The sequence below is a fragment of the Galbibacter kalidii genome (assembly GCF_026241135.1).
In the GTDB taxonomy this organism is placed as follows: Bacteria; Bacteroidota; Bacteroidia; order Flavobacteriales; family Flavobacteriaceae; genus Galbibacter.
This window is the reverse complement of record NZ_JAPFGA010000014.1, coordinates 69,238-89,043: the sequence shown is the minus strand read 5'-3', so window position 1 is coordinate 89,043 and position 19,806 is coordinate 69,238. Positions and strand designations below refer to the sequence as shown.

Genomic DNA, 19,806 nt, shown 5'->3' with positions numbered 1-19,806 from the left:
GAAGGCGAAATGCTTTTTGAGTGTATTACGCAAACGATAAAGTGAGGAATCAGAATCAATCATACTAAAAAAATAGAATAAGAAAAGATGGGGAAAGTAGTTACCTTTGGGGAAGTGATCATGAGGTTGTCGCCTTTGGGAAATAAGAAATTTCAACAATCAGAACAACTTGAATATTTCTTCGGAGGAACAGAAATGAATGTGGCTGCATCACTGGCCAATTTCGGAATGGAAGTGAAGCAAGTTTCCAATGTGTCAAATGATTTGGTAGGGGACGCCGCGTTAAAGAAAATGAGGCAATACGGAATCGATGTGTCCGCCATTAATGTTGTGGATCACCCTATGGGATTATATTTCCTTGAGGTGGGCTCGTCTATTCGTTCCAGTAGGATAGCCTACAACCGTTCTCATGGTGCTTTTTCAAAAATCACTCCTAATGTGGTGGATTGGAATGCGGTGTTGGATAACTGTGAGCTGTTACATTGGACCGGTATTTCTCCGGGGATTTCAGAAGGGGCTTATGAAACTTTGAAAGAAGGACTTATTGCCGCGAAGGAAAGAGGAATTGAGGTCACAGCCGATCCTGCTTACCGAAAAAATCTGTGGAATTACGGTAAGGAAGGAAAAGAAATCCTTGCCGAACTTGTTTCTTATTCAACAGTGTTTATCGGGGGCGTGAATGAGATCAATGAGATCTTAGGTGAAGACTTCAGTAACGATCAAAGAGGGTTTGAAGATGCTTGTATAAAATTGAAGGCTACATGCCCGAGCATTACCAAAATATTTGATAAGATAAGATCCGGAGGAAACGCTTCATGGCAAAGTGTCTATGGAAGAGCATGGGTGAACGATGAATATGTTGAAACCTCGAAAATAGAGATTACACATGTGGTCGACAGAATAGGGACGGGAGATGCTTTTGCAGCCGGATTGATCTACGGACTTAAGCATTTTGACGATCATAAGGCTTTGCGTTTTGCCAATGCTGCATGTGCAATGAAACATACTATTCCGGGGGATGTGAATTTGGTTTCCGTAGATGAGGTTTTGGAAATAGAACAAGGAAACCTAACCGGACGTATAAAAAGATAAAATTGTAAACTCAATATAAAAAATGGCTAGTCATTCACGAATACAAGTAGTTCAAGAAATGTATCAAACGGGAATTATTCCGGTTTTTTATCATAGCGATTCCGAAGTGTGTAAAAAAGTAGTCCAAACCTGTTATGAGGCTGGAGTTCGAGTGTTTGAATTTACCAATAGAGGTGATTTTGCTCACGAAGTTTTTGCTGAAGTGAATAAATATGTCGTAGAAAATCTGCCTGGGATGATCATGGGCGTAGGTTCTGTAGTTGAAGCTGGTACAGCTTCCATCTATATGCAGTTGGGGGCGAATTTTATTGTAGCTCCGCTTATCAATGAAGAAGTTGCGAAGGCATGTAATCGTAGAAAAGTAGCCTGGATGCCGGGTTGTGGTACGGTAACTGAAATTTCTTATGCTGAAGAGCTTGGCGCTGAGGTCGTAAAGATTTTCCCTGGAACACAAGTAGGTGGCCCTGGTTTTGTAAAGGCTGTAAAGGGACCAATGCCGTGGACAAATATTATGCCTACAGGCGGTGTACAGGCCAGTGAAGAAGGCTTGAAACCTTGGTTTGATGCCGGAGTGCACTGCGTTGGGGTAGGCTCACAGGTGTTTACCAAAAAACAAGACGGCACTTTTGACTATAAACAAATTGAGCTGAAACTGAAAGAAGCGATTGAGTTTGTGAAGAAACAAAGAGGATAAAAAAATAAAAAGCCGGGATTTTATTCCGGCTTTTTTGTACTCGAGGTGGGAATCGAACCCACACTCCCGAAAGAACTGGATTTTGAATCCAGCGCGTCTACCAGTTCCGCCACTCGAGCATTGTCATTTTTTATGTCATAGAGTCTCTGATGACTCTTAGCTTTTCTTTGCCTATTCCAGATTTCCAATATTTTTCTCTGGTACGAGCTTCTTTTCTGTCGATACAAATTTCAGAAAAAATTAATTTATATGGAAGATATGGCTTTGTTGTTTTTTCTCTTCCTGAATTATGTCTTTTAATTCTTTCTTCAAGATTATTGGTCATTCCAACGTATATGTAATTGTGTTCTATACTTGATATTGCATATACTGTAATCATAATACTAGCGCGCCTGCCTGTCGGCAGACAGGTCTACCAGTTCCGCCACTCGAGCATTGTTAATCCAACCATCTCAAAAAGCATGTTGAGCAATTGGACTGCAAAACTAAAAAATATTTTTAATCAACCAACAAAAAAATAGTAACAATTATACTTTAACAGTTGGAATAAATTTCTAAATTTGCACCTCATTTTGCAACACACAACGATAAATAACTACTAAACAAGATATTAAATGTCTTATTCGGTACCGGATCCAAAGATTTTTGCTTGTACTCAGAGTCAAGTTTTGGCAACTGAAATAGCAAAAGCTTTTGGAGCAGAATTAGGAGAAGTAGCATTTACCAGATATAGCGACGGGGAATTCCAACCGTCGTTTGAAGAATCGATAAGGGGAGCTAGGGTTTTTATTATCGGCTCTACCAATCCAAGTTCTGAAAACTTGATGGAAATGTTGCTGATGCTAGATGCGGCAAAAAGAGCATCAGCCAGACACATAACAGCTGTAATGCCCTATTTTGGTTGGGCCAGGCAAGACAGAAAGGATAAACCCAGAGTGCCGATAGGAGCTAAACTCGTTGCAAAATTGTTGGAAGCTGCCGGAGCCACCAGGATCATTACCATGGATCTCCACGCAGACCAAATACAAGGGTTCTTTGAAAAGCCGGTTGACCATTTATTTGCGTCGACCATCTTTTTGCCATATTTGGAAAGTTTAAATCTGGATAACCTAACCATGGCTTCACCGGATATGGGAGGTTCAAAAAGAGCTTATGCATACTCTAAGTTTTTAGAGTCTGATGTGGTGATTTGTTACAAACAACGAAAAGCCGCCAATATAATCGGTCATATGGAGCTTATTGGTGAAGTAACCAATAAAAATGTGGTTCTGGTAGACGATATGGTCGATACTGCCGGAACACTTACAAAAGCAGCCGACCTTATGATCGAAAAAGGGGCTAAGAGTGTAAGAGCCATAACAACACACGCATTGCTTTCGGGAAATGCGTATGAAAAAATAGAAAAGTCGAAGCTTACAGAATTGATCGTAACCGATTCAATTCCGATTAGACAACAGAGCGATAAAATAAAAGTATTGAGTTGTGCCAATTTGTTTGCCGATGTTATGCATCGTGTACACCACAATACATCTATCAGCTCTAAATTTTTAATGTAAATTAATTTAATTTTTATATAATGAAGTCAATTACAATTGAAGGATCTCAAAGAGAAAGCGTGGGCAAAATTGCGACGAAAGCCTTACGTAATGCTGGAAAGGTTCCTTGCGTATTATACGGAGGAGACAAGCCATTACATTTTTCAGCGAATGAAATAGCGTTTAAAGATTTGGTATACACTCCAAATGCGCATACAGTTGTTATTTCATTAGATAATGGCGATAAGTATAGCGCTATTCTACAGGACATTCAGTTTCATCCGGTAAGTGATGCTATTTTACACATCGATTTTTATCAATTATTTGATGATAAAGAGGTGACTATGAATATTCCTGTAAGAAAAATTGGTGATTCTCCGGGGGTTATCAACGGGGGTGTTTTGCGTATGAACAAGCGTAAGCTGAAAGTAAAAGCTGTACCTGGGAACCTACCTGATTTTATCGATGCAGATATATCACGTTTGAAAATCGGTAACAAACTATATGTTACTGCCTTAGAAAATGAAGATTACAAGATCATGCATCCGGATAATACCGTTGTATGTCAAGTAAGAGTTTCACGTGCTGCTATGGCCTTGCCAGAAGATGAGCTTGAAGACGAAGCGGTAGAAGGAGCTGAAGGTGAAGAAGGAGCAGCTGAAGGCGGAGATAACGGAGGTGATACTAAAGAATAAATCACAGTCGGTTTAATAATAACACAAGAAGCACCTCTTTTTCGGGGTGCTTTTTTATTTTTAAACAAGTTCTTAATATCATATCTTTAAGTATGATATCATTTTTTAAAAAATTGTTCAAAAAGGAACAAAGCGAAGAAATAGACCCTATGAAGAAATTTTTAGTAGTCGGACTTGGAAATATTGGCGCCGAATATGAAAATACAAGACATAATATAGGTTTTAAGATTCTTGATTTTTTTGCTGAAAAGGAATCGGTTACTTTCGAATCCAATAGGCTGGGAGCTACTACGAGCTATAAATTTAAGGGAAGAACCTTTATTTTTTTAAAGCCTGCCACCTATATGAATTTAAGTGGGAAAGCAGTAAGATATTGGATGACCAAGGAAAAAATAGCCATGGAAAACCTGTTGGTCATTACCGATGATATCAATTTGCCTTTTGGAACGATCCGCTTAAAGACAAAAGGTAGTGACGGTGGACATAACGGACTTAAAGACATTCAGCAACAACTGGGAACCACTAAATACAACAGGTTTCGTTTTGGTGTAGGAGGTGAGTTTACCAAAGGTCGTCAAGTAGATTATGTCTTGGGAGAATGGGAAGAGGAAGAAAGTGCTAAACTTCCTGAGAGGCTGGAAAAGGCTAAGGAATTGATAAAGTCCTTCGGAACAGCCGGAGTAAGCATCACCATGAATACGTTTAACAATACCTAGAGCATATTAACAGCCCCTGTTATTCCACTTTAAACTGCGAAACTTCCGAGGTGGAAACATTTCCCTGTTCATCTGTGGTCAATACTTGCCAGTAATAGATATTTCCTGCCGAAAGCGATGTATGCGTGTAACTCTGATCGGTAATACCTGAAGCAATACTACTCGTTGGGGGATTGGCAGTATCCAACAATAATTCATAATCCGAAATGTCATTATCAACATCACTGGCTTCCCAGCTAAATTCTACTGTGCTGGAAGCATATATGGTTCCACCTGATGTTGGGAAGATAAGATCGGCCGGAAATGGCGCATACGAGGTGGAACCTTCACCGGCATTGTAAAATTTCCATTCCTCACTATCGGTAGTTTCGATCATGGTTGTTTTCAATGAAGTGATCTGCCAGGCATAGGGCGTAGCCCTATCTAAGACAGCTTCTTGTGTCGTTGTGTTGGCGGTATAGGTTTGTGTGGCGTTAGTTTCAAGATTCCTGATCGTAATGCGATAAGAATCAGCATTTTTTGCTTCAGACCATTCAAAGGTGATGGTACTCTTATTTGGGTCGGTTGTAGAAACAATGCCTGTGGTACATTCAGAATTTTGTTCAGGAAAAATAAGGATAGCAGCCTCCGGTGGGCCGGGAGGTGGATTATCGTCGTTTCGGCTACATCCAACAATGAAAATGAACAAACTTATAGCGAAACAGTATCTTGTATGGATTAAAACATCTTTCATTTTCACCTTTTTATTACTTTAAACGTTTTATGGGCTTCATTATTCTCAACATTTACAATATATAAACCTGGAAGAAGTCCGCCAAGCGGAATTTCGATTTTCCCCTGTGCGTCGCTGACCGCTCGAACTTGTTTTGCCAACTGCCCCATCATATTGTATAATTCAATATTTGTTTCTGTTTCGGGCATTCCGGTATAGATATTCAAATAGCTGCTAAACGGATTCGGGTACACCTGAACAGCATCAGCAGAGAGTATCCGTTCTTCATAAACCCCTTGACAGTTTTTATCGGTATAGACTTTTATGAAATTGACATCATCTTTTAACTCCAGGACGATATTGTCTTTATCGGTTTGTGTTGTCGTTCCGTTCAGTTCTATGGTATAGAGCGTTCCGCCATTCAATTCCAATGAGACAGTATTGTCTTCTCTGTTGAGTCTGGAAAAAACACTTAGCGGTTCCGGCTCACCGATGGAAACAGTAAAACATTGTTCGTAGCTGCTGTCTTCTGTTACAGTGAAGCACAGCTCATAGTTTCCTGCGGAAAGATTTGTAAAATTGATAGTGTTGCTAAATGTTTCAGAGGTGTTTGTACTTGTTCCACTTAGTGTCGCCGTATAATTATAGGTTTCTTCAGTAGTAATGGAAATACTACCGTTATTGCTATTTATACAAGATTCAGCTGTAGTTTGAAGGAGGTAATTGTTGGGAGCAATGGTAAAGAGTTCACAGCCATTTACATCTACTTTGGCTCCTAAAGGAGTGTTGGGACACAGATCATCGCTGTCCAAAACCCCGTCTTGGTCAGTGTCCGGGGCAAAATCTCCATCCACACAAAGATCTATACCGAAAGCGTTTATGAAACCACCATCTTCATCGCCCCCATCATCCACTTTAAGCGTCCACCTTCCTTTAATGTTTTCTCCTTGAAGCGCAGCCAAAAGTTGTTGAGGTTGAATATCTCCTGATAAAGTAGGAGCACTTGATAAGCATGTGATCGTATTTCCTTCGTCGGTAAAAATAACGTTCATATCGTCATTTCTTCCACATTGATTGCTTATGAGGGTAATGATGGTTCCTGACGGGGAGATCAAGCTTAAACTGAGATCTTCTATCCAGGTATGGGTAATATCGACAGAAACGGAAATATTGTTCAGGATACCGTCTTCCAAAACATCGATAACCGAAGTCACCGTTGGTGTTCCCGAACTTGGGATAGTAACACTCGAACTGTTCGTATAAGTATTACAAGCAATACTGATGGTGGTAAATGAAAAAGCTGTACCAAAAGTACCTTCTCCACATTGATTGATTGGTTTTACACGCCAGTAATAGGTTGATGTTTCTTCTAAAGCAATAGAAGGTTTGTATTCGTTGGAAAAGGTTGTCGCAGTTTCTAAAATATTACTGAAGTCTGATAGATCAGAGATCTCAATCTGATATTCCTGAGCATTTTCATAGGGTTCCCACGATAATAATGTACTTAAAGGCACGTCGGTTGCACCATCAGCAGGCGAACTTAACTGAACATCTTGAAAAGTATCAGAATAGATGGATAATTCTATGGGATATTCCAGTATTTCCCCTCCGGAGGCAGTGGCCAAAACGGTAAACCCGATATTACCAACAGTCTGACTTCCTGTTCCGCTAACAGTAATATCAACACTTGTATTATTATTTGTAGCGTTGTTTTGACTAAAATTGACGTTTAAACCTGCAGGAACATTCTCGGCACTAAATGTAGTTGTTTCATTGAATCCCTGATAAGTATTGTAAACAAAAGGGATTGTTAGGTTGTTGGGCTGGCAAACGTCGTGTTCTAAGGAATCAAATATCAACGCAAAATTGGAAGACGACGTTATTGACAGCACGGCTTCGTTAATGGCAAAAAAGATATTGTCGGTTCCTTTTACCATGATTCTGGCATTTGTAGTTTCGATGTCTCCGGGAATCACAGTTTGCTGTGAACCGTCGTTATCTGTGTTTTCCGTAAGCGGGATAAGGTTTTCAAAATCGTTGTCTACAATCAGATAAATATCGACAAAATTAGTGCTAATGGGATATTCGTTTGTTCCGCCCACTTCCCACGTGATGTCGTATGCCGATCCTCCGTTGAGGGTTTCAGCGGTGGTTTGTGAAGTAACGGAAAACGGAGTTCCGGTATCATGAGTGTTTATTGTAATATCATCCCGTGCGATTTGTCCTCCAAGTTCGTTGTTATCCCTTACCAATAACGAAAAATTAAGGCTTCTTGAAACCGAGGGTATTACCTCCCAGATAGGGGTGAGGTTATTGGTGAGGATATCGCTTTCCTGGGGAAAATATCTTTTTGGAGATGATTTAGGAGCTCTGGATCTGAACAAAGGTCCGCCATTGGCATCCGAAACCGGGGGTTGTACGGAAACCTCATTGTCCTGTTGTTCCCAGGCATAGGTCATAGCATCGCCATCAGCATCAGTCGCAGTACCTTCCAAAACAAAGGCCGTTCCGGCTGGGATGGTATAATTTGGTGACCCGGTAATAACAGGAGCTTGATTGCTAATGGCAGTGGTCGTTGCACACGTACTGTTCCCTTGAGTGACATTATCCCATATTTGTGAAATGCTGATAGCGTGAAAATAGGCGTCGCTGCTCCCTTGAACATTGTCAGGACAGATTCCGGCATAGGCCATAATGGTAGAGCCACTTCCCGGTTCTACGGCTGTAGCATTGGTCCTGTTTGACTCGCAGGAATTGTTGAATGTATGTGTTGCCCCAAACTGGTGCCCAATTTCATGGGCAACAAAATCGATATCAAAAAAATCACCTTCGGGAGACGATGATCCGGTCACGCCTTGTGCTTTTCGCGAAGTGCAAACAGAAGCTAATTGCGCAATTCCGCCACCACCGGTACTAAAAACATGTCCGATATCATAATTGGAAAAGCCAATATTTCCATCGATAATATCTTGAATTTCATTGATAAGTGCACTACCATTATCGTTGGTCATGTCGTCTGTTTCCGGATCGAGGAAAATAATAGAGTCGTTGTTATCAATGATTTCAAATGTGATGGCAAGATTGTTTTCAAAAATACCGTTAACACGGGTAATGCTGGTGTTCATAGCAGAAAGTACGGCTTCTTTTTTCTCAGTATCAGTCCCGGTGGAGACGCCTGCCGCATTAATATGATATTCAGCATATTCCCCGGTACAGGCCAAGGCCAATCGGTAAGTCCTTAACTGACTGTCATCAACAGGGCGTTCTTCAAATAAGGTTTCGTCTTTGGCAGATCCGGCAGATCCATAAAGCTTTGAATCCATTGTCCTACACATGAAATTGTCTTTTTCGAGGTCGTTTTTTGATACGAGATAATAGGTGTCTTCTTCCTCTTTTGTCGGATTGATATAACTCACCGCATGTTCATCCCAAATCATTCCGTGGAAACCCATAGCATCAACTGAAAAATAAATCTTTTGAAGCGGATTTGTTGTTGAAATACCGATGTAGGATTTGATATTCGGATATTTTTCTGCCAAACCTTCAGAAAAGACTTGGTTTTCATATACCCTAAAGCCGGCCGTCTTTTCAGCTGAAGTTGGAAATTCTATAATGACATTCGATGATTTTGCAACAGTTCCTTTGTTTCGTTTTTCCGCATTTTTTAAATCTGATTTAAATCCGATCATATTAAGTTTAAAAACGGGAGCTTTACTTCCTGCTTTCAATTGCGGATTTTTTGATTGGGCTTGTGTAGGTGTCCAAACTCGCGTTTGAGAATACAATGTGGAAGCGCATAATAGTATGCAAAAACAAAAGACAAAGATGATCGGTTTTTTCATTTTTTTGAAAAGTATGGAATAAAAATAATCAAAAATGTGCGGTAATATCTAAAAAAATATGGAATACCTACTATTATTTTATTTAATATTCACTGAACTTGTTTTGTTTTTTGGTTAAGGAAAACTTTGTCTGCGGACAGGTAAAATTAATCCTTGCGCCGGCTGGCTCGTTCATTAAAATAACCCAACAGGTTATTTTTACATGGTTCCGCCCAGAGTTTTATTAATGGTTTTTTTGGTTGTGTAACAAGGCTAAGAAAGGAAAAAACACAAAAGGGATATAAAAAGTAGTGAATTTTTAGCTAATTGAAAAAAGTTTAGACGAGTTCACTTATAAATTCGTTATTTTGTAGATACAAAGTTTAACACTAAATGCTTTTAAGTGATTATAAAGCGCAATCTTTTTAGCAAAGAAGAAGGTCATTATACTGTAGTAACTGTTGGGACGTTTGATGGCGTTCATATTGGACATAAAAAAATTATAGATAAACTGGTCGCCAATGCAAAGGCAAACGATCTGAAATCGACGATACTCACTTTTTTTCCTCATCCCAGAATGGTGTTGCAGCAGGATTCAAGTTTGAAGTTGTTGAATACGCTGGATGAAAAAATTGCCATTCTTGAAAAAACCGGACTCGACCAGTTGATTATCCATCCTTTTACAAAAGAATTTTCCAGACTAACGGCTGAGGAATACGTTCGCGATATCTTGGCAGAAAGTATTAATGCAAAAAAAGTGATCATAGGTTATGACCACCGTTTTGGAAGGAACCGTACAGCAACTATAGACGATCTTATCAAATTCGGACAGCGTTATGATTTTGAAGTTGAACAAATTTCTGCGGAAGAAGTCAACGAAGTGTCGGTAAGTTCGACCAAAATAAGGAAAGCGTTGAATCAGGGTGATATCAAAACGGCCAATACTTTTTTGGGATACAATTATATGCTTACGGGAACGGTTGCTACCGGAAAAGGGCTTGGGAAGCAAATGGATTTTCCAACGGCCAATATCCAGATCAAAGAGCGTTATAAATTAATTCCGATGAAAGGGGTGTATGTGGTGAAAAGTGAGTATGAAGGGAAAACCATTTTCGGAATGATGAACATTGGGTACAACCCTACGGTGAATGGGGAGAAAAAAACCATAGAAGTACACTTTTTCAACTTTGATGAAGACCTGTATGACAAGGAGATCCGTGTAGAATTACTGGAGCGCTTGAGGGATGAAAAGCGCTTCGACTCGATCGAAGAACTGAAAAAGCAACTTGGGGAAGACAAAAAAACCTCGCTGGCCTATATTTCAAAAAACTATGTTCAATAAATTCCTTTTCAAGAGAATTGACAATGCGCCTTTAGTGGTTTTCCGGATGATATTCGGTTTGTTGATTTTTTTGGAAGCTGTTGGAGCTATTTTTACGGGATGGGTCAAAAAGACCTTGATCGAACCGGATTTCACCTTCAATTTTATCGGATTTGATTTTTTGCAACCCCTCCCCAGTAATGGGATGTATTTTTATTTTGCCCTAATGGGTGTTTTTTCCTTGATGGTTATGATCGGGTATAAATATAAATACAGCCTTGGAGCTTTTACCTTGATGTGGGCTGGGGTTTATTTTATGCAAAAAGCGTCCTACAACAATCATTATTACCTCCTTCTTTTACTGTGTTTGTTAATGATGACCTTGCCGGCAAATCGTTATCTTTCTGCTGATGTTCATTTTAAACCCTCCATAAAAAAGCTATCCATGCCCCGATGGTGCTCGTGGTTGATCATCATGCAGGTTTGGATCGTTTATACCTATGCTGCCATCGCAAAACTGTATCCCGATTGGCTCGATCTTTCAGTTGTGGAATTGCTGATGATATCCAAGAAAGAGTATATGCTGATTGGCGAACTGTTACAACAAAAATGGGTGCATTTTTTTATCGCTTATAGCGGAATTGCATTCGATTTTCTGATAGTCCCTTTGCTTTTGTATAAACCTACCCGAAAATGGGCGTTTTTTGCTTCGATTTTCTTTCATTTGTTCAATTCGGTTGTTTTTCAAATAGGAATTTTTCCCTACATGTCTCTGGCATTTTGTTTGTTTTTCTTTGAACCGGAGGCCATCAGAAGACTTTTTTTAAAGAAGAAAACACCATATACCGCTGATGAAATTGTAATTTCATCTTATAAAAAAGCATTTCTAATCATTGGAGGGTTGTATTTTGCATTGCAGTTAGCCTTACCACTTCGGCATTGGTTTATAAAAGACAATGTACTATGGACTGAAGAAGGACACCGACTCAGTTGGCGGATGATGCTCCGGTCGAAGTCGGGATATATTACTTTTGTAGTGGAAAAGAAAGCTACAGGAGAGAGGGTGAAGATAAATCATCGGGAATATCTATCGACCAAGCAACTTAGGATGATTGGAACCAAACCCGATGTAATATGGCAGTTCGCACAACATTTGAAAAAAGAATATGCTGCCAAGGGAGAAGAGGTAAGTGTTTATGTCACCAATAGTAAAGTATGGGTAAACAACAGGGAAGGGATGCCATTGATTAAACCCGATGTGGATTTAGCTGCAGAACCCTGGCATATTTTCAAACATGAGGAGTGGATCTATCCGTTTAAAAAAGAAACAAAATAGGTTTCCTAATCATTAGTAAAGATTTAAATTTGTGGCTTAATTTCAGTAGAAAAAATAAAACCATGCTTCAAGTACAGTTTATTAGAGAGCACAAGGAGGAAGTTATCAAAAAGTTGCGCGTTAGGGATATCGATGCGACTTCCATGATCGAAGAAGTTATTTCCTTGGACGAAGAACGTAGATCGTTGCAAACAGAGTTGGATGCCACCTTGGCAGAATCCAATAAATTGTCGAAGGAAATAGGAGTGTGTTTCAAGAATGGTGAAGTTGAAAAAGCAAACGAGCTGAAAGCCAAAACAGGGGCTCTGAAAGAAACTTCAAAAACCCTGAATGAAAAGCTAAACGAAAAAGCAGAAGAATTAACCGAATTACTCTATAAAATACCAAATGTACCCCATCCGTCTGTTCCAGAAGGAAAATCTGATGAGGACAATGAGGAGATTTTCAAAGAAGGCGATGTGCCAACTTTGGCGGAAGGAGCTTTGCCACATTGGGAATTGTCCAAAAAATATGATATCATAGATTTTGACCTTGGCGCAAAAATAACGGGTGCCGGTTTTCCGGTGTACAAAGGAAAAGGAGCCCGATTACAACGTGCTTTGATTGCTTATTTCCTGGATAAGAACACCGAAGCCGGATACGAGGAATACCAAGTGCCGCACATGATCAATGAAGCTTCCGGATATGGAACGGGGCAGTTGCCCGATAAAGAAGGGCAGATGTATCATGTGGGGATGGATGATTTATATTTAATTCCCACTGCGGAAGTACCGGTGACCAATTTTTTTAGGGATGAAATTATAAAGGAATCCGATTTTCCTATTTGCTGTACGGCTTATACCCCCTGTTTCCGAAGAGAAGCGGGGAGTTATGGCGCACATGTGAGAGGATTAAACAGATTACACCAATTTGACAAGGTAGAGATCGTTCGTGTGGAACATCCGGAAAAATCGTATGAAGCTTTGGATGGTATGGTGGAACACATAAAAAATATTTTACGCGAATTGAAACTTCCGTACAGGATTTTAAGGCTTTGTGGAGGGGATCTGACTTTTACTTCTGCTTTGACCTATGACTTTGAAGTCTATTCCACAGCTCAGGAACGCTGGTTGGAAATTAGTTCGGTTTCCAATTTTGAAACCTATCAGGCCAACAGATTGAAATTGCGTTATAAGGACGAAAACGGAAAAAATGTCTTGGCACACACATTGAACGGAAGTTCACTGGCCTTGCCACGGGTAATTGCGGGAATCCTTGAGAATTATCAGACCCCGAAGGGAATTAAAATCCCAGAAGTATTGGTGTCTTACACTGGGTTTGATATGATTTCATGAACGGAATTCCGTAAATAAATGGGAGAAACCCCTTAATTTTAATCAGAAATTTAATATATTTATAGTAATGATAAATAATCGTTTATAGAGAAATCAATCTCATGCAAATTGATTAATAGCATTATCATTGAAAGCCCGAGCCTATGGTTTGGGCTTTATTTCTACCCCTGAAAACTCGTTTTTATACAGTATATTTGACCTAATTGTGTATTTCTAATGCACAATGGTTTGTATTTGATAAACGCTGATGGCAAAACAAATTTTTATAATAATGACTTTTCTGCTGATGGGTTTTGGGGTTTATGCCCAAAATGAAGCTATTGCACGTCAGTATTTTGAGAAAGGGGATTATGAAAAGGCCATTGTTTATTACGAAAAACTGCATAAAAAGAATCCGAATCATCGAAACTACCTGCTTGCGTTAGTAGAATCATATCAGCAGACAGGACAATTTGAAAATGCCGAAGGTGTTTTGCTTAAAGCGCTTGAGAACAAAAGGGTGAATCCGATATTGTTTATAGAGACCGGATATAATTATCAGTTGATGAAAAAAAAGAGTAAAGCTGAAGAATACTACAACAAAGCCTTGAATGCCATTGATGACAATCCGAATTTTACCTATGGCATAGGTAAAGCTTTTAAATCCAAATCCCTGTTGGAATATGCCATAAAAGCGTATAAAAAAGGGATGAAACTTGACCCTAAATTCAACTTTAATTACGATCTGGCTTACATCTATGGTGAAATGGGCGATATAGAGAACATGTATGATATGTATCTCGATCTTATGTTGGAACGGACCAATTTGACGAACAATATCAAGAGAAGTTTAAGCAGATTTATAGGGAGTGATACTGACGGATCGAATAATTTGTTATTCAAAAAATTGTTGCTAAAAAGAGCACAAGCCAATCCCAATATTTTATGGAATGAACTGCTGAGTTGGCTTTTTATTCAGCAAAAGGAATATAAAAATGCCTTTGCACAGGAAAAAGCGATCTATAACCGCTCCCCGGAGTCGTCTATAAACAGCATTGTCGACCTGGGTGGAATGGCTTCTGAAGCCGGAGATCATGAAACGGCAAAAGATATATATGGCTTTGTCATAGAAAACACAGCCGACCAACAACTTATCATGTTTTCCAAGTTAAAACTGATTACGTTCAGCTTGTCCAATGCCAAGAAGAGGGAGTACAAAGCGATCAACACACAGTTTGAAGCGCTTTTGGAAGAATACGGAATGACAGCCCAAACCGTACCGATTCAAATTGCCTATGCTAAATTCTTGGCTTTTGATATGGACAGGAGCGAAGCTGGAATCGATATGCTGAAAGAGGCATTGATACTTCCATTGAATCGGTTTTCGAAAGCACAAATAAGAATGAATTTGGGTGATATTTTGGTGTATAAAGAGCAGTTCAATCAGGCGTTGATTTTTTATTCCCAGGTTCAAAAAAGTCTTAAAAATGATGTTATAGGGCAGCAAGCCCGGTTCAAGGTAGCACAAACCAGTTTTTATAAAGGCGATTTTGATTGGGCAGAAACCCAACTCAAAGTATTGAAATCATCAACATCACAATTGATTGCCAATGATGCCTTAGAATTGAAGCTCCTCATATCAGATAATAGATTGCAGGATTCTACCCATACCGCCTTGAAGATTTATGCAAAAGCAGATCTTTTGGCCTATCAGGAAAAAAATGAAGAAGCTATTCAGCTTTTAGACACTATTTTGACAAAACATAGATATGAGCCGATAGAAGACGAGGCTTTGTTGAGGCAAGCTTTACTGTATGAAAAAGAGGGGAACTATGAAAAAGCGGCATACAATTATCAAAAGGTCATCGAATTTTACCCAACAGATATTTTAATGGATGATGCTTTGTATCATTTGGCTTTGCTCTATACCGATGTGTTGGAAAAGCCGGAGGAGGCAAAAAGTTTGTTGGAGCGGATTATTTTTGAACACGAGGACAGTGTGTTTTTTGTAGATGCCCGGAAAAAATACAGGATGCTCCGCGGTGATGCCATCAATTAGCCTTATAAGCAGGTTTTGTCACAATTTGTTAAAAAATAACTAAGCATGTACATATACAACGTAACGATCAATATTGATGAAGGGGTACACGACCAATGGTTGGAATGGATGAAGGAAATCCATATCCCCGAAATGCTGGAAACAGGAAAATTCACCAATGCAAGGATGGTAAAAGTATTGACGGAAGAACCTATGGGAGGGATCACCTACTCGGTACAATACCACACCAAAGACAAAGACACTTTACAGCGTTATTATGACGAAGATGCTGATGACATGCGAGGCAAGGCGATGAAAAAGTTTGCTGATAAATTTGTGGCTTTTAGAACGGAATTGGAAATTATAAGCGAATATTGATGCTTATCGCCTTGAAAAACAAAAATGGCTAAAAAGAAGAAAAAACACGGAAAGTCCTATCACAAGAGTCGTTCGAATGTTCAAAACGGAGAGGTAAGGGCCAAAAAACACCTCGGACAGCATTTTTTGAAAGATGAAAATATAGCCCGACAGATTGGTGACACCCTTAGTTTGAATACGTATTCCAAAGTGTTGGAGATTGGTCCGGGAATGGGAGTGCTGACCAAATATTTGCTTCAGAAGGAAGTGGATGTTTTTGCAATGGATTTGGATAGCGAGTCGATCGAATATTTACAGACCACCTTTTTGTTGGAGCACCAACCGGCTAATGCCAAAAATAGCTTTGAAGTCATTGAAGCCGACTTTTTGAAGTATGATATAACCCAATTGTTTGGAGATGAACCGTTTGCTATCACAGGGAATTTCCCATATAATATCTCTTCACAAATTGTATTCAAGGCTTTGGAACATCGTTCGCAAATCCCGGAATTTTCAGGGATGTTCCAAAAAGAAGTAGCCGAGCGTATCTGTGAGAAGGAAGGAAGTAAAACCTATGGGATCCTTTCGGTTTTGACACAAGCTTTTTACGATGCGGAATATCTGTTTACTGTTCCTCCCGAAGTTTTCAATCCGCCGCCTAAAGTACAATCTGGGGTGTTACGGTTGACCCGGAAGAAGGATTTTTCCCTGCCTTGTGATGAAAGGATGTTTTTTAGGGTGGTGAAAGCCGCGTTTCAACAGCGAAGAAAAACTTTGCGTAACAGTTTAAAAACATTCAATCTGACCGATAATTTAAAAGAAGATGCTATATTTGACCGGAGACCGGAACAAATGAGTGTTCAGGACTTCATCACACTTACAGTCAGTATAGAAAAGGATGTAACGTAATTTTGCGCAAGGGATAGGAACGGCATCCTGCAAGCGATTGTGAAACAAGAGCTAGCAGATATAGTGGATAGCCCGCTCGTGCGCCCAAAAAAATTGTGAGGAATGGTTCCATTTAAACTTAGCGATGAACTTATCGAAGAGATAGAGCAGCTCATTGAAGCCAATGGGGATGCTACTTTGCTGAAGATGATGGGAGAATTCCACTATGCGGATATAGCCGAGATCATCGACGAACTGACGCTGGAGGAGGCGACCTATATCATCAAGCTGCTCGATAGTGAGAAAACATCGGATGTTTTAACGGAACTGGATGAGGATATCCGGGAACAGATCCTTGGAAACTTGTCGGCCAAGGAGATTGCTGATGAGCTGAGTGAACTTGATACCGATGATGCGGCCGATATCATTAACGAATTGCCCGATAAGAGGGTAAATGAGATCATTTCTCAGATAGATGATAGGGAACATGCCCGGGATATTGTTGATCTTTTGCGTTATGATGAGAATTCTGCTGGGGGATTGATGGCAAAAGAGTTGGTGAAGGTAAACGAAAACTGGAATGTGCTCACCTGTGTGAAGGAAATGCGCAGACAGGCTGAAAATGTAACCCGTGTGCACTCCATTTATGTGGTGGATAATGACGGTAAGCTGAAAGGACGCTTATCACTCAAAGACTTGTTGACCACTTCGACCAAGGCACAGATAAGCAGTGTTTATATCCCCAAAGTAGATTATGTAACGGTCAATGATAAAGCAGAAGAAGTGGCCAGGTTGATGTCGAAATACGACTTGGAAGCTATTCCTGTTATCGATGAGCTGGGGAGATTGGTAGGACGGATTACGATCGACGATATCGTGGATGTGATTCGTGAAGAGGCTGAAAAAGACTATCAGTTAGCTGCGGGTATTACCCAGGATGTTGAGGCCGATGACAGTATTTGGAAACTCACCAAAGCACGTTTGCCCTGGTTGCTTATCGGAATGCTGGGAGGCGTTGGTGGGGCTAGTATTATCAAGGGTTTTGAAACAGCAATGATCACTTATCCTATTTTGATGTTTTTTGTCCCTTTGATTCAGGCTACGGCGGGAAATGTAGGGGTGCAATCATCGGCGATTGTGGTACAGGGCTTGGCCAATGACACCATCCGCGGAGAAATGATCAAACAATTGGGGAAGGAGTTTATACTCGGATTGATAAATGGGGTCGCCATCGCATTTGTGGTTTTACTCATCAGCCATTTTTTGTTTAATACTACCTATATGGTTTCAATAACCATTGGGATAGCTTTGGTCACAGTTATTATTATTGCGGCTATTATAGGTACTTTTATTCCAATTTTTTTAGACAAGAGAGGTGTCGATCCTGCTGTGGCAACCGGACCTTTTATCACAACAAGTAACGACGTTTTCGGAATTCTCATTTACTTCACTATTGCAAAATTTATTTTAGGGTTTTAATACTTTTATTAGGTGTTATGACGTTGTTTAAAGAGAAATAGTCCCTAATACAGTGTTAAAATACAGTTGATTTTTCCTACTTAATACTATTTTTAGTACATTTAGGAACATTGTTGCCCTCATTCATGTTGCTGACTTATGCTGAATTGTTATGGAAAAAGAAGGAAAAATTCGTAGTAGCGTTAAGAGAAAGCTAACCAAGTTGTATGTTGTCAATTCGAAATTAAAGGAAACTTATTACGAATGTCAATTCTACATGTCTCATGATGAGTTAAAAAAATTTTATGAAGAAAATTTTTTTTCCATTAATAGTATATGTGATAATTTATATCATCACCTGAAGGAAACCAATAAATGGGGACTCTTTTTTTCAAAGATAAGATCGATATGTTATATCAGTGTTCTTACCCTGCGTTTGTATTTTGTCAAGAATAAATTTCGTTTTTTGTTTAATAGGGCCATTTCTTTAGAGAAAAAGAATTTTGGTATTTTACAAGGTTTGGTCGTTGAAGATGAGGTCATACAACGTTTTGATATACTGGGAAGTTATTATGAACATCAAGGAGATCGTATGCGGATGATCAAAAACACGCTTAGGAGTCATTAATATCCCACTCGAGGAATGGGTGGAAATCTATGGCTTTTAGGCGAAAACTTTGGTTTGAATGTACAGAGTTTATCCCCACCTAACCTCCCTGAAGGGGAGGGATGGGAGGTTCCCTTCCTTTGGAGGGGTTAGGGAGAACTCTTTAGGAGAAGGTAGTTTAATTCATATTTGTTATATCACTAGACAGTTTAAAATGTACATTTGTGTTTTGTAATACATAATGCTATTGTTTATGTCTTTAAAAGTACTTCATCTCGATACCAACCATCCATTATTGATAGAACAGCTTGCCGAACTGGGTTTCCGGAACGATACAGATTATACCTCTCCCAAAACGGAAATTGAAGCTAAGGTCCATGCTTATGACGGACTTATAATCAGAAGTAGAATTCCTATTGACGCACAATTTTTAAAAGCAGCCACCCGCCTGAAGTTTATAGGTAGGGTAGGAGCAGGATTAGAAAACATCGATGTCGGCATGGCCAAAGAACTGGGGATATCGCTATTCAATGCTCCGGAAGGAAACAGAAATGCGGTTGGAGAACACGTGCTGGGGATGCTGTTGTCCCTATTCAATAAACTTAATAGTGCAAACCGTGAGGTAAGGTCAGGAATGTGGCGAAGGGAAGAAAACAGAGGCTTTGAAGTTGATGGAAAAATCATCGGGATTATAGGTTATGGCAATATGGGAAAGGCGTTTGCCAAAAAACTTTCAGGTTTTGACGCTGAGGTGATCTGTTATGATATTGTAGGTGGTGTTGATGATAAAAATGCTCGCCAAGTAGGTATTATGGAGTTTCAAAAGAATGTAGATGTTGTTAGTTTGCACACACCGCAAACCCCGGAGACCGTGGGGATGATAAACAAAGAGTTTATAGAAGCGTTCCACAAGCCTTTTTGGTTTTTAAACACGGCAAGAGGGAAAAGTGTGGTGACGAAAGATCTTGTTGACGCTTTAAAATCCGGTAAGGTCTTGGGTGCCGGACTGGATGTGTTGGAATATGAAAAAGCTTCTTTTGAAAATTTGTTTACCGGTGGAATGCCGGAAGCGTTCGAATATCTTGTCAATGCTGATAATGTACTGCTCACACCCCATGTAGCTGGTTGGACAGTAGAAAGTAAAGAAAAACTTGCTCAAACTATTGTGGATAAGATTAAGGAAAAATTTTCATGACCATTTTTTCAACTTAATTAAAAATGAC

The 19,806-nt window shown here is 39.6% G+C and carries 17 protein-coding genes and 1 tRNA gene; 14 read left to right on the top strand and 4 right to left on the bottom strand.

Annotated elements, in window-relative coordinates:
* The first annotated feature begins 87 nt into the window (after positions 1-87).
* Both OOZ15_RS14310 and OOZ15_RS14305 read left to right on the top strand, forming a co-directional pair.
* The gene (locus tag OOZ15_RS14310) at positions 88-1,092 is read left to right on the top strand and encodes a sugar kinase (protein WP_265957109.1); all 1,005 of its coding nucleotides are present in this window, start codon (positions 88-90) and stop codon (positions 1,090-1,092) included.
* Between the two features lie 22 nt (positions 1,093-1,114).
* Positions 1,115-1,786, top strand: a complete 672-nt coding sequence (locus OOZ15_RS14305; RefSeq protein ID WP_265957108.1) for a bifunctional 4-hydroxy-2-oxoglutarate aldolase/2-dehydro-3-deoxy-phosphogluconate aldolase — start codon at positions 1,115-1,117, stop codon at positions 1,784-1,786.
* 37 nt (positions 1,787-1,823) lie between these two features.
* Here OOZ15_RS14305 and OOZ15_RS14300 read toward each other — a convergent pair.
* Positions 1,824-1,905 (bottom strand) — tRNA-Leu (locus tag OOZ15_RS14300).
* Positions 1,906-1,916: 11 nt separating this feature from the next.
* Positions 1,917-2,111, bottom strand: a complete 195-nt coding sequence (locus OOZ15_RS14295) for a GIY-YIG nuclease family protein (RefSeq protein WP_265957107.1) — start codon at positions 2,109-2,111, stop codon at positions 1,917-1,919.
* A 289-nt stretch (positions 2,112-2,400) separates the two neighbouring features.
* Between OOZ15_RS14295 and OOZ15_RS14290 the strand changes: the two genes are divergently transcribed.
* The 3 genes from OOZ15_RS14290 to pth all read left to right on the top strand — a co-directional run bounded on the left by OOZ15_RS14290 (position 2,401) and on the right by pth (position 4,732).
* Positions 2,401-3,342, top strand: coding sequence for a ribose-phosphate pyrophosphokinase (locus OOZ15_RS14290; RefSeq protein WP_265957106.1), 942 nt, complete (start codon positions 2,401-2,403; stop codon positions 3,340-3,342).
* Positions 3,343-3,362: 20 nt separating this feature from the next.
* Positions 3,363-4,016 carry a 50S ribosomal protein L25/general stress protein Ctc gene (locus OOZ15_RS14285; RefSeq protein WP_265957105.1) on the top strand — a complete coding sequence of 218 codons (654 nt, stop codon included), beginning with the start codon at positions 3,363-3,365 and terminating at the stop codon, positions 4,014-4,016.
* A gap of 92 nt (positions 4,017-4,108) precedes the next feature.
* Positions 4,109-4,732 carry an aminoacyl-tRNA hydrolase gene (gene pth, locus OOZ15_RS14280; RefSeq protein WP_265957104.1) on the top strand — a complete coding sequence of 208 codons (624 nt, stop codon included), beginning with the start codon at positions 4,109-4,111 and terminating at the stop codon, positions 4,730-4,732.
* Between the two features lie 19 nt (positions 4,733-4,751).
* Here the strand turns inward: pth and OOZ15_RS14275 are convergent, their stop codons facing one another.
* Together OOZ15_RS14275 and OOZ15_RS14270 are read right to left on the bottom strand one after the other, a co-directional pair.
* The gene (locus OOZ15_RS14275) at positions 4,752-5,465 is read right to left on the bottom strand and encodes a fibronectin type III domain-containing protein (protein ID WP_265957103.1); all 714 of its coding nucleotides are present in this window, start codon (positions 5,463-5,465) and stop codon (positions 4,752-4,754) included.
* Positions 5,466-5,467: 2 nt separating this feature from the next.
* Positions 5,468-9,286: a reprolysin-like metallopeptidase gene (locus tag OOZ15_RS14270; RefSeq protein WP_265957102.1), complete on the bottom strand. Its 3,819-nt coding sequence runs from the start codon at positions 9,284-9,286 to the stop codon at positions 5,468-5,470.
* A gap of 382 nt (positions 9,287-9,668) precedes the next feature.
* On the opposite strand from OOZ15_RS14270, the gene OOZ15_RS14265 reads away from it, so the two are divergent.
* The 9 genes from OOZ15_RS14265 (at position 9,669) to OOZ15_RS14225 (ending at position 19,778) form a co-directional block, all read left to right on the top strand.
* Entirely contained in the window at positions 9,669-10,607 is a 939-nt protein-coding gene (locus OOZ15_RS14265; RefSeq protein ID WP_265957101.1) for a bifunctional riboflavin kinase/FAD synthetase, read from the top strand.
* Positions 10,597-11,922 carry an HTTM domain-containing protein gene (locus tag OOZ15_RS14260; protein WP_265957100.1) on the top strand — a complete coding sequence of 442 codons (1,326 nt, stop codon included), beginning with the start codon at positions 10,597-10,599 and terminating at the stop codon, positions 11,920-11,922. The genes OOZ15_RS14265 and OOZ15_RS14260 overlap by 11 nt, the downstream gene beginning before the upstream one ends.
* A 62-nt stretch (positions 11,923-11,984) precedes the next feature.
* Entirely contained in the window at positions 11,985-13,256 is a 1,272-nt protein-coding gene (gene serS / locus OOZ15_RS14255) for a serine--tRNA ligase (protein ID WP_265957099.1), read from the top strand.
* A gap of 271 nt (positions 13,257-13,527) precedes the next feature.
* On the top strand, positions 13,528-15,294 hold the full coding sequence (locus OOZ15_RS14250) for a tetratricopeptide repeat protein (RefSeq protein ID WP_265957098.1): 1,767 nt from the start codon (positions 13,528-13,530) through the stop codon (positions 15,292-15,294).
* 45 nt (positions 15,295-15,339) lie between these two features.
* Positions 15,340-15,651, top strand: coding sequence for a DUF4286 family protein (locus OOZ15_RS14245; RefSeq protein WP_265957097.1), 312 nt, complete (start codon positions 15,340-15,342; stop codon positions 15,649-15,651).
* A 24-nt stretch (positions 15,652-15,675) separates the two neighbouring features.
* Positions 15,676-16,539: a 16S rRNA (adenine(1518)-N(6)/adenine(1519)-N(6))-dimethyltransferase RsmA gene (rsmA, locus tag OOZ15_RS14240; RefSeq protein WP_265957096.1), complete on the top strand. Its 864-nt coding sequence runs from the start codon at positions 15,676-15,678 to the stop codon at positions 16,537-16,539.
* A 102-nt stretch (positions 16,540-16,641) separates the two neighbouring features.
* Positions 16,642-17,997 carry a magnesium transporter gene (gene mgtE / locus OOZ15_RS14235; RefSeq protein ID WP_265957095.1) on the top strand — a complete coding sequence of 452 codons (1,356 nt, stop codon included), beginning with the start codon at positions 16,642-16,644 and terminating at the stop codon, positions 17,995-17,997.
* A gap of 151 nt (positions 17,998-18,148) precedes the next feature.
* Positions 18,149-18,604, top strand: coding sequence for a hypothetical protein (locus tag OOZ15_RS14230; protein ID WP_265957094.1), 456 nt, complete (start codon positions 18,149-18,151; stop codon positions 18,602-18,604).
* 232 nt (positions 18,605-18,836) lie between these two features.
* Positions 18,837-19,778, top strand: coding sequence for a 2-hydroxyacid dehydrogenase (locus OOZ15_RS14225; RefSeq protein ID WP_265957093.1), 942 nt, complete (start codon positions 18,837-18,839; stop codon positions 19,776-19,778).
* The last annotated feature ends 28 nt before the right edge of the window (positions 19,779-19,806 follow it).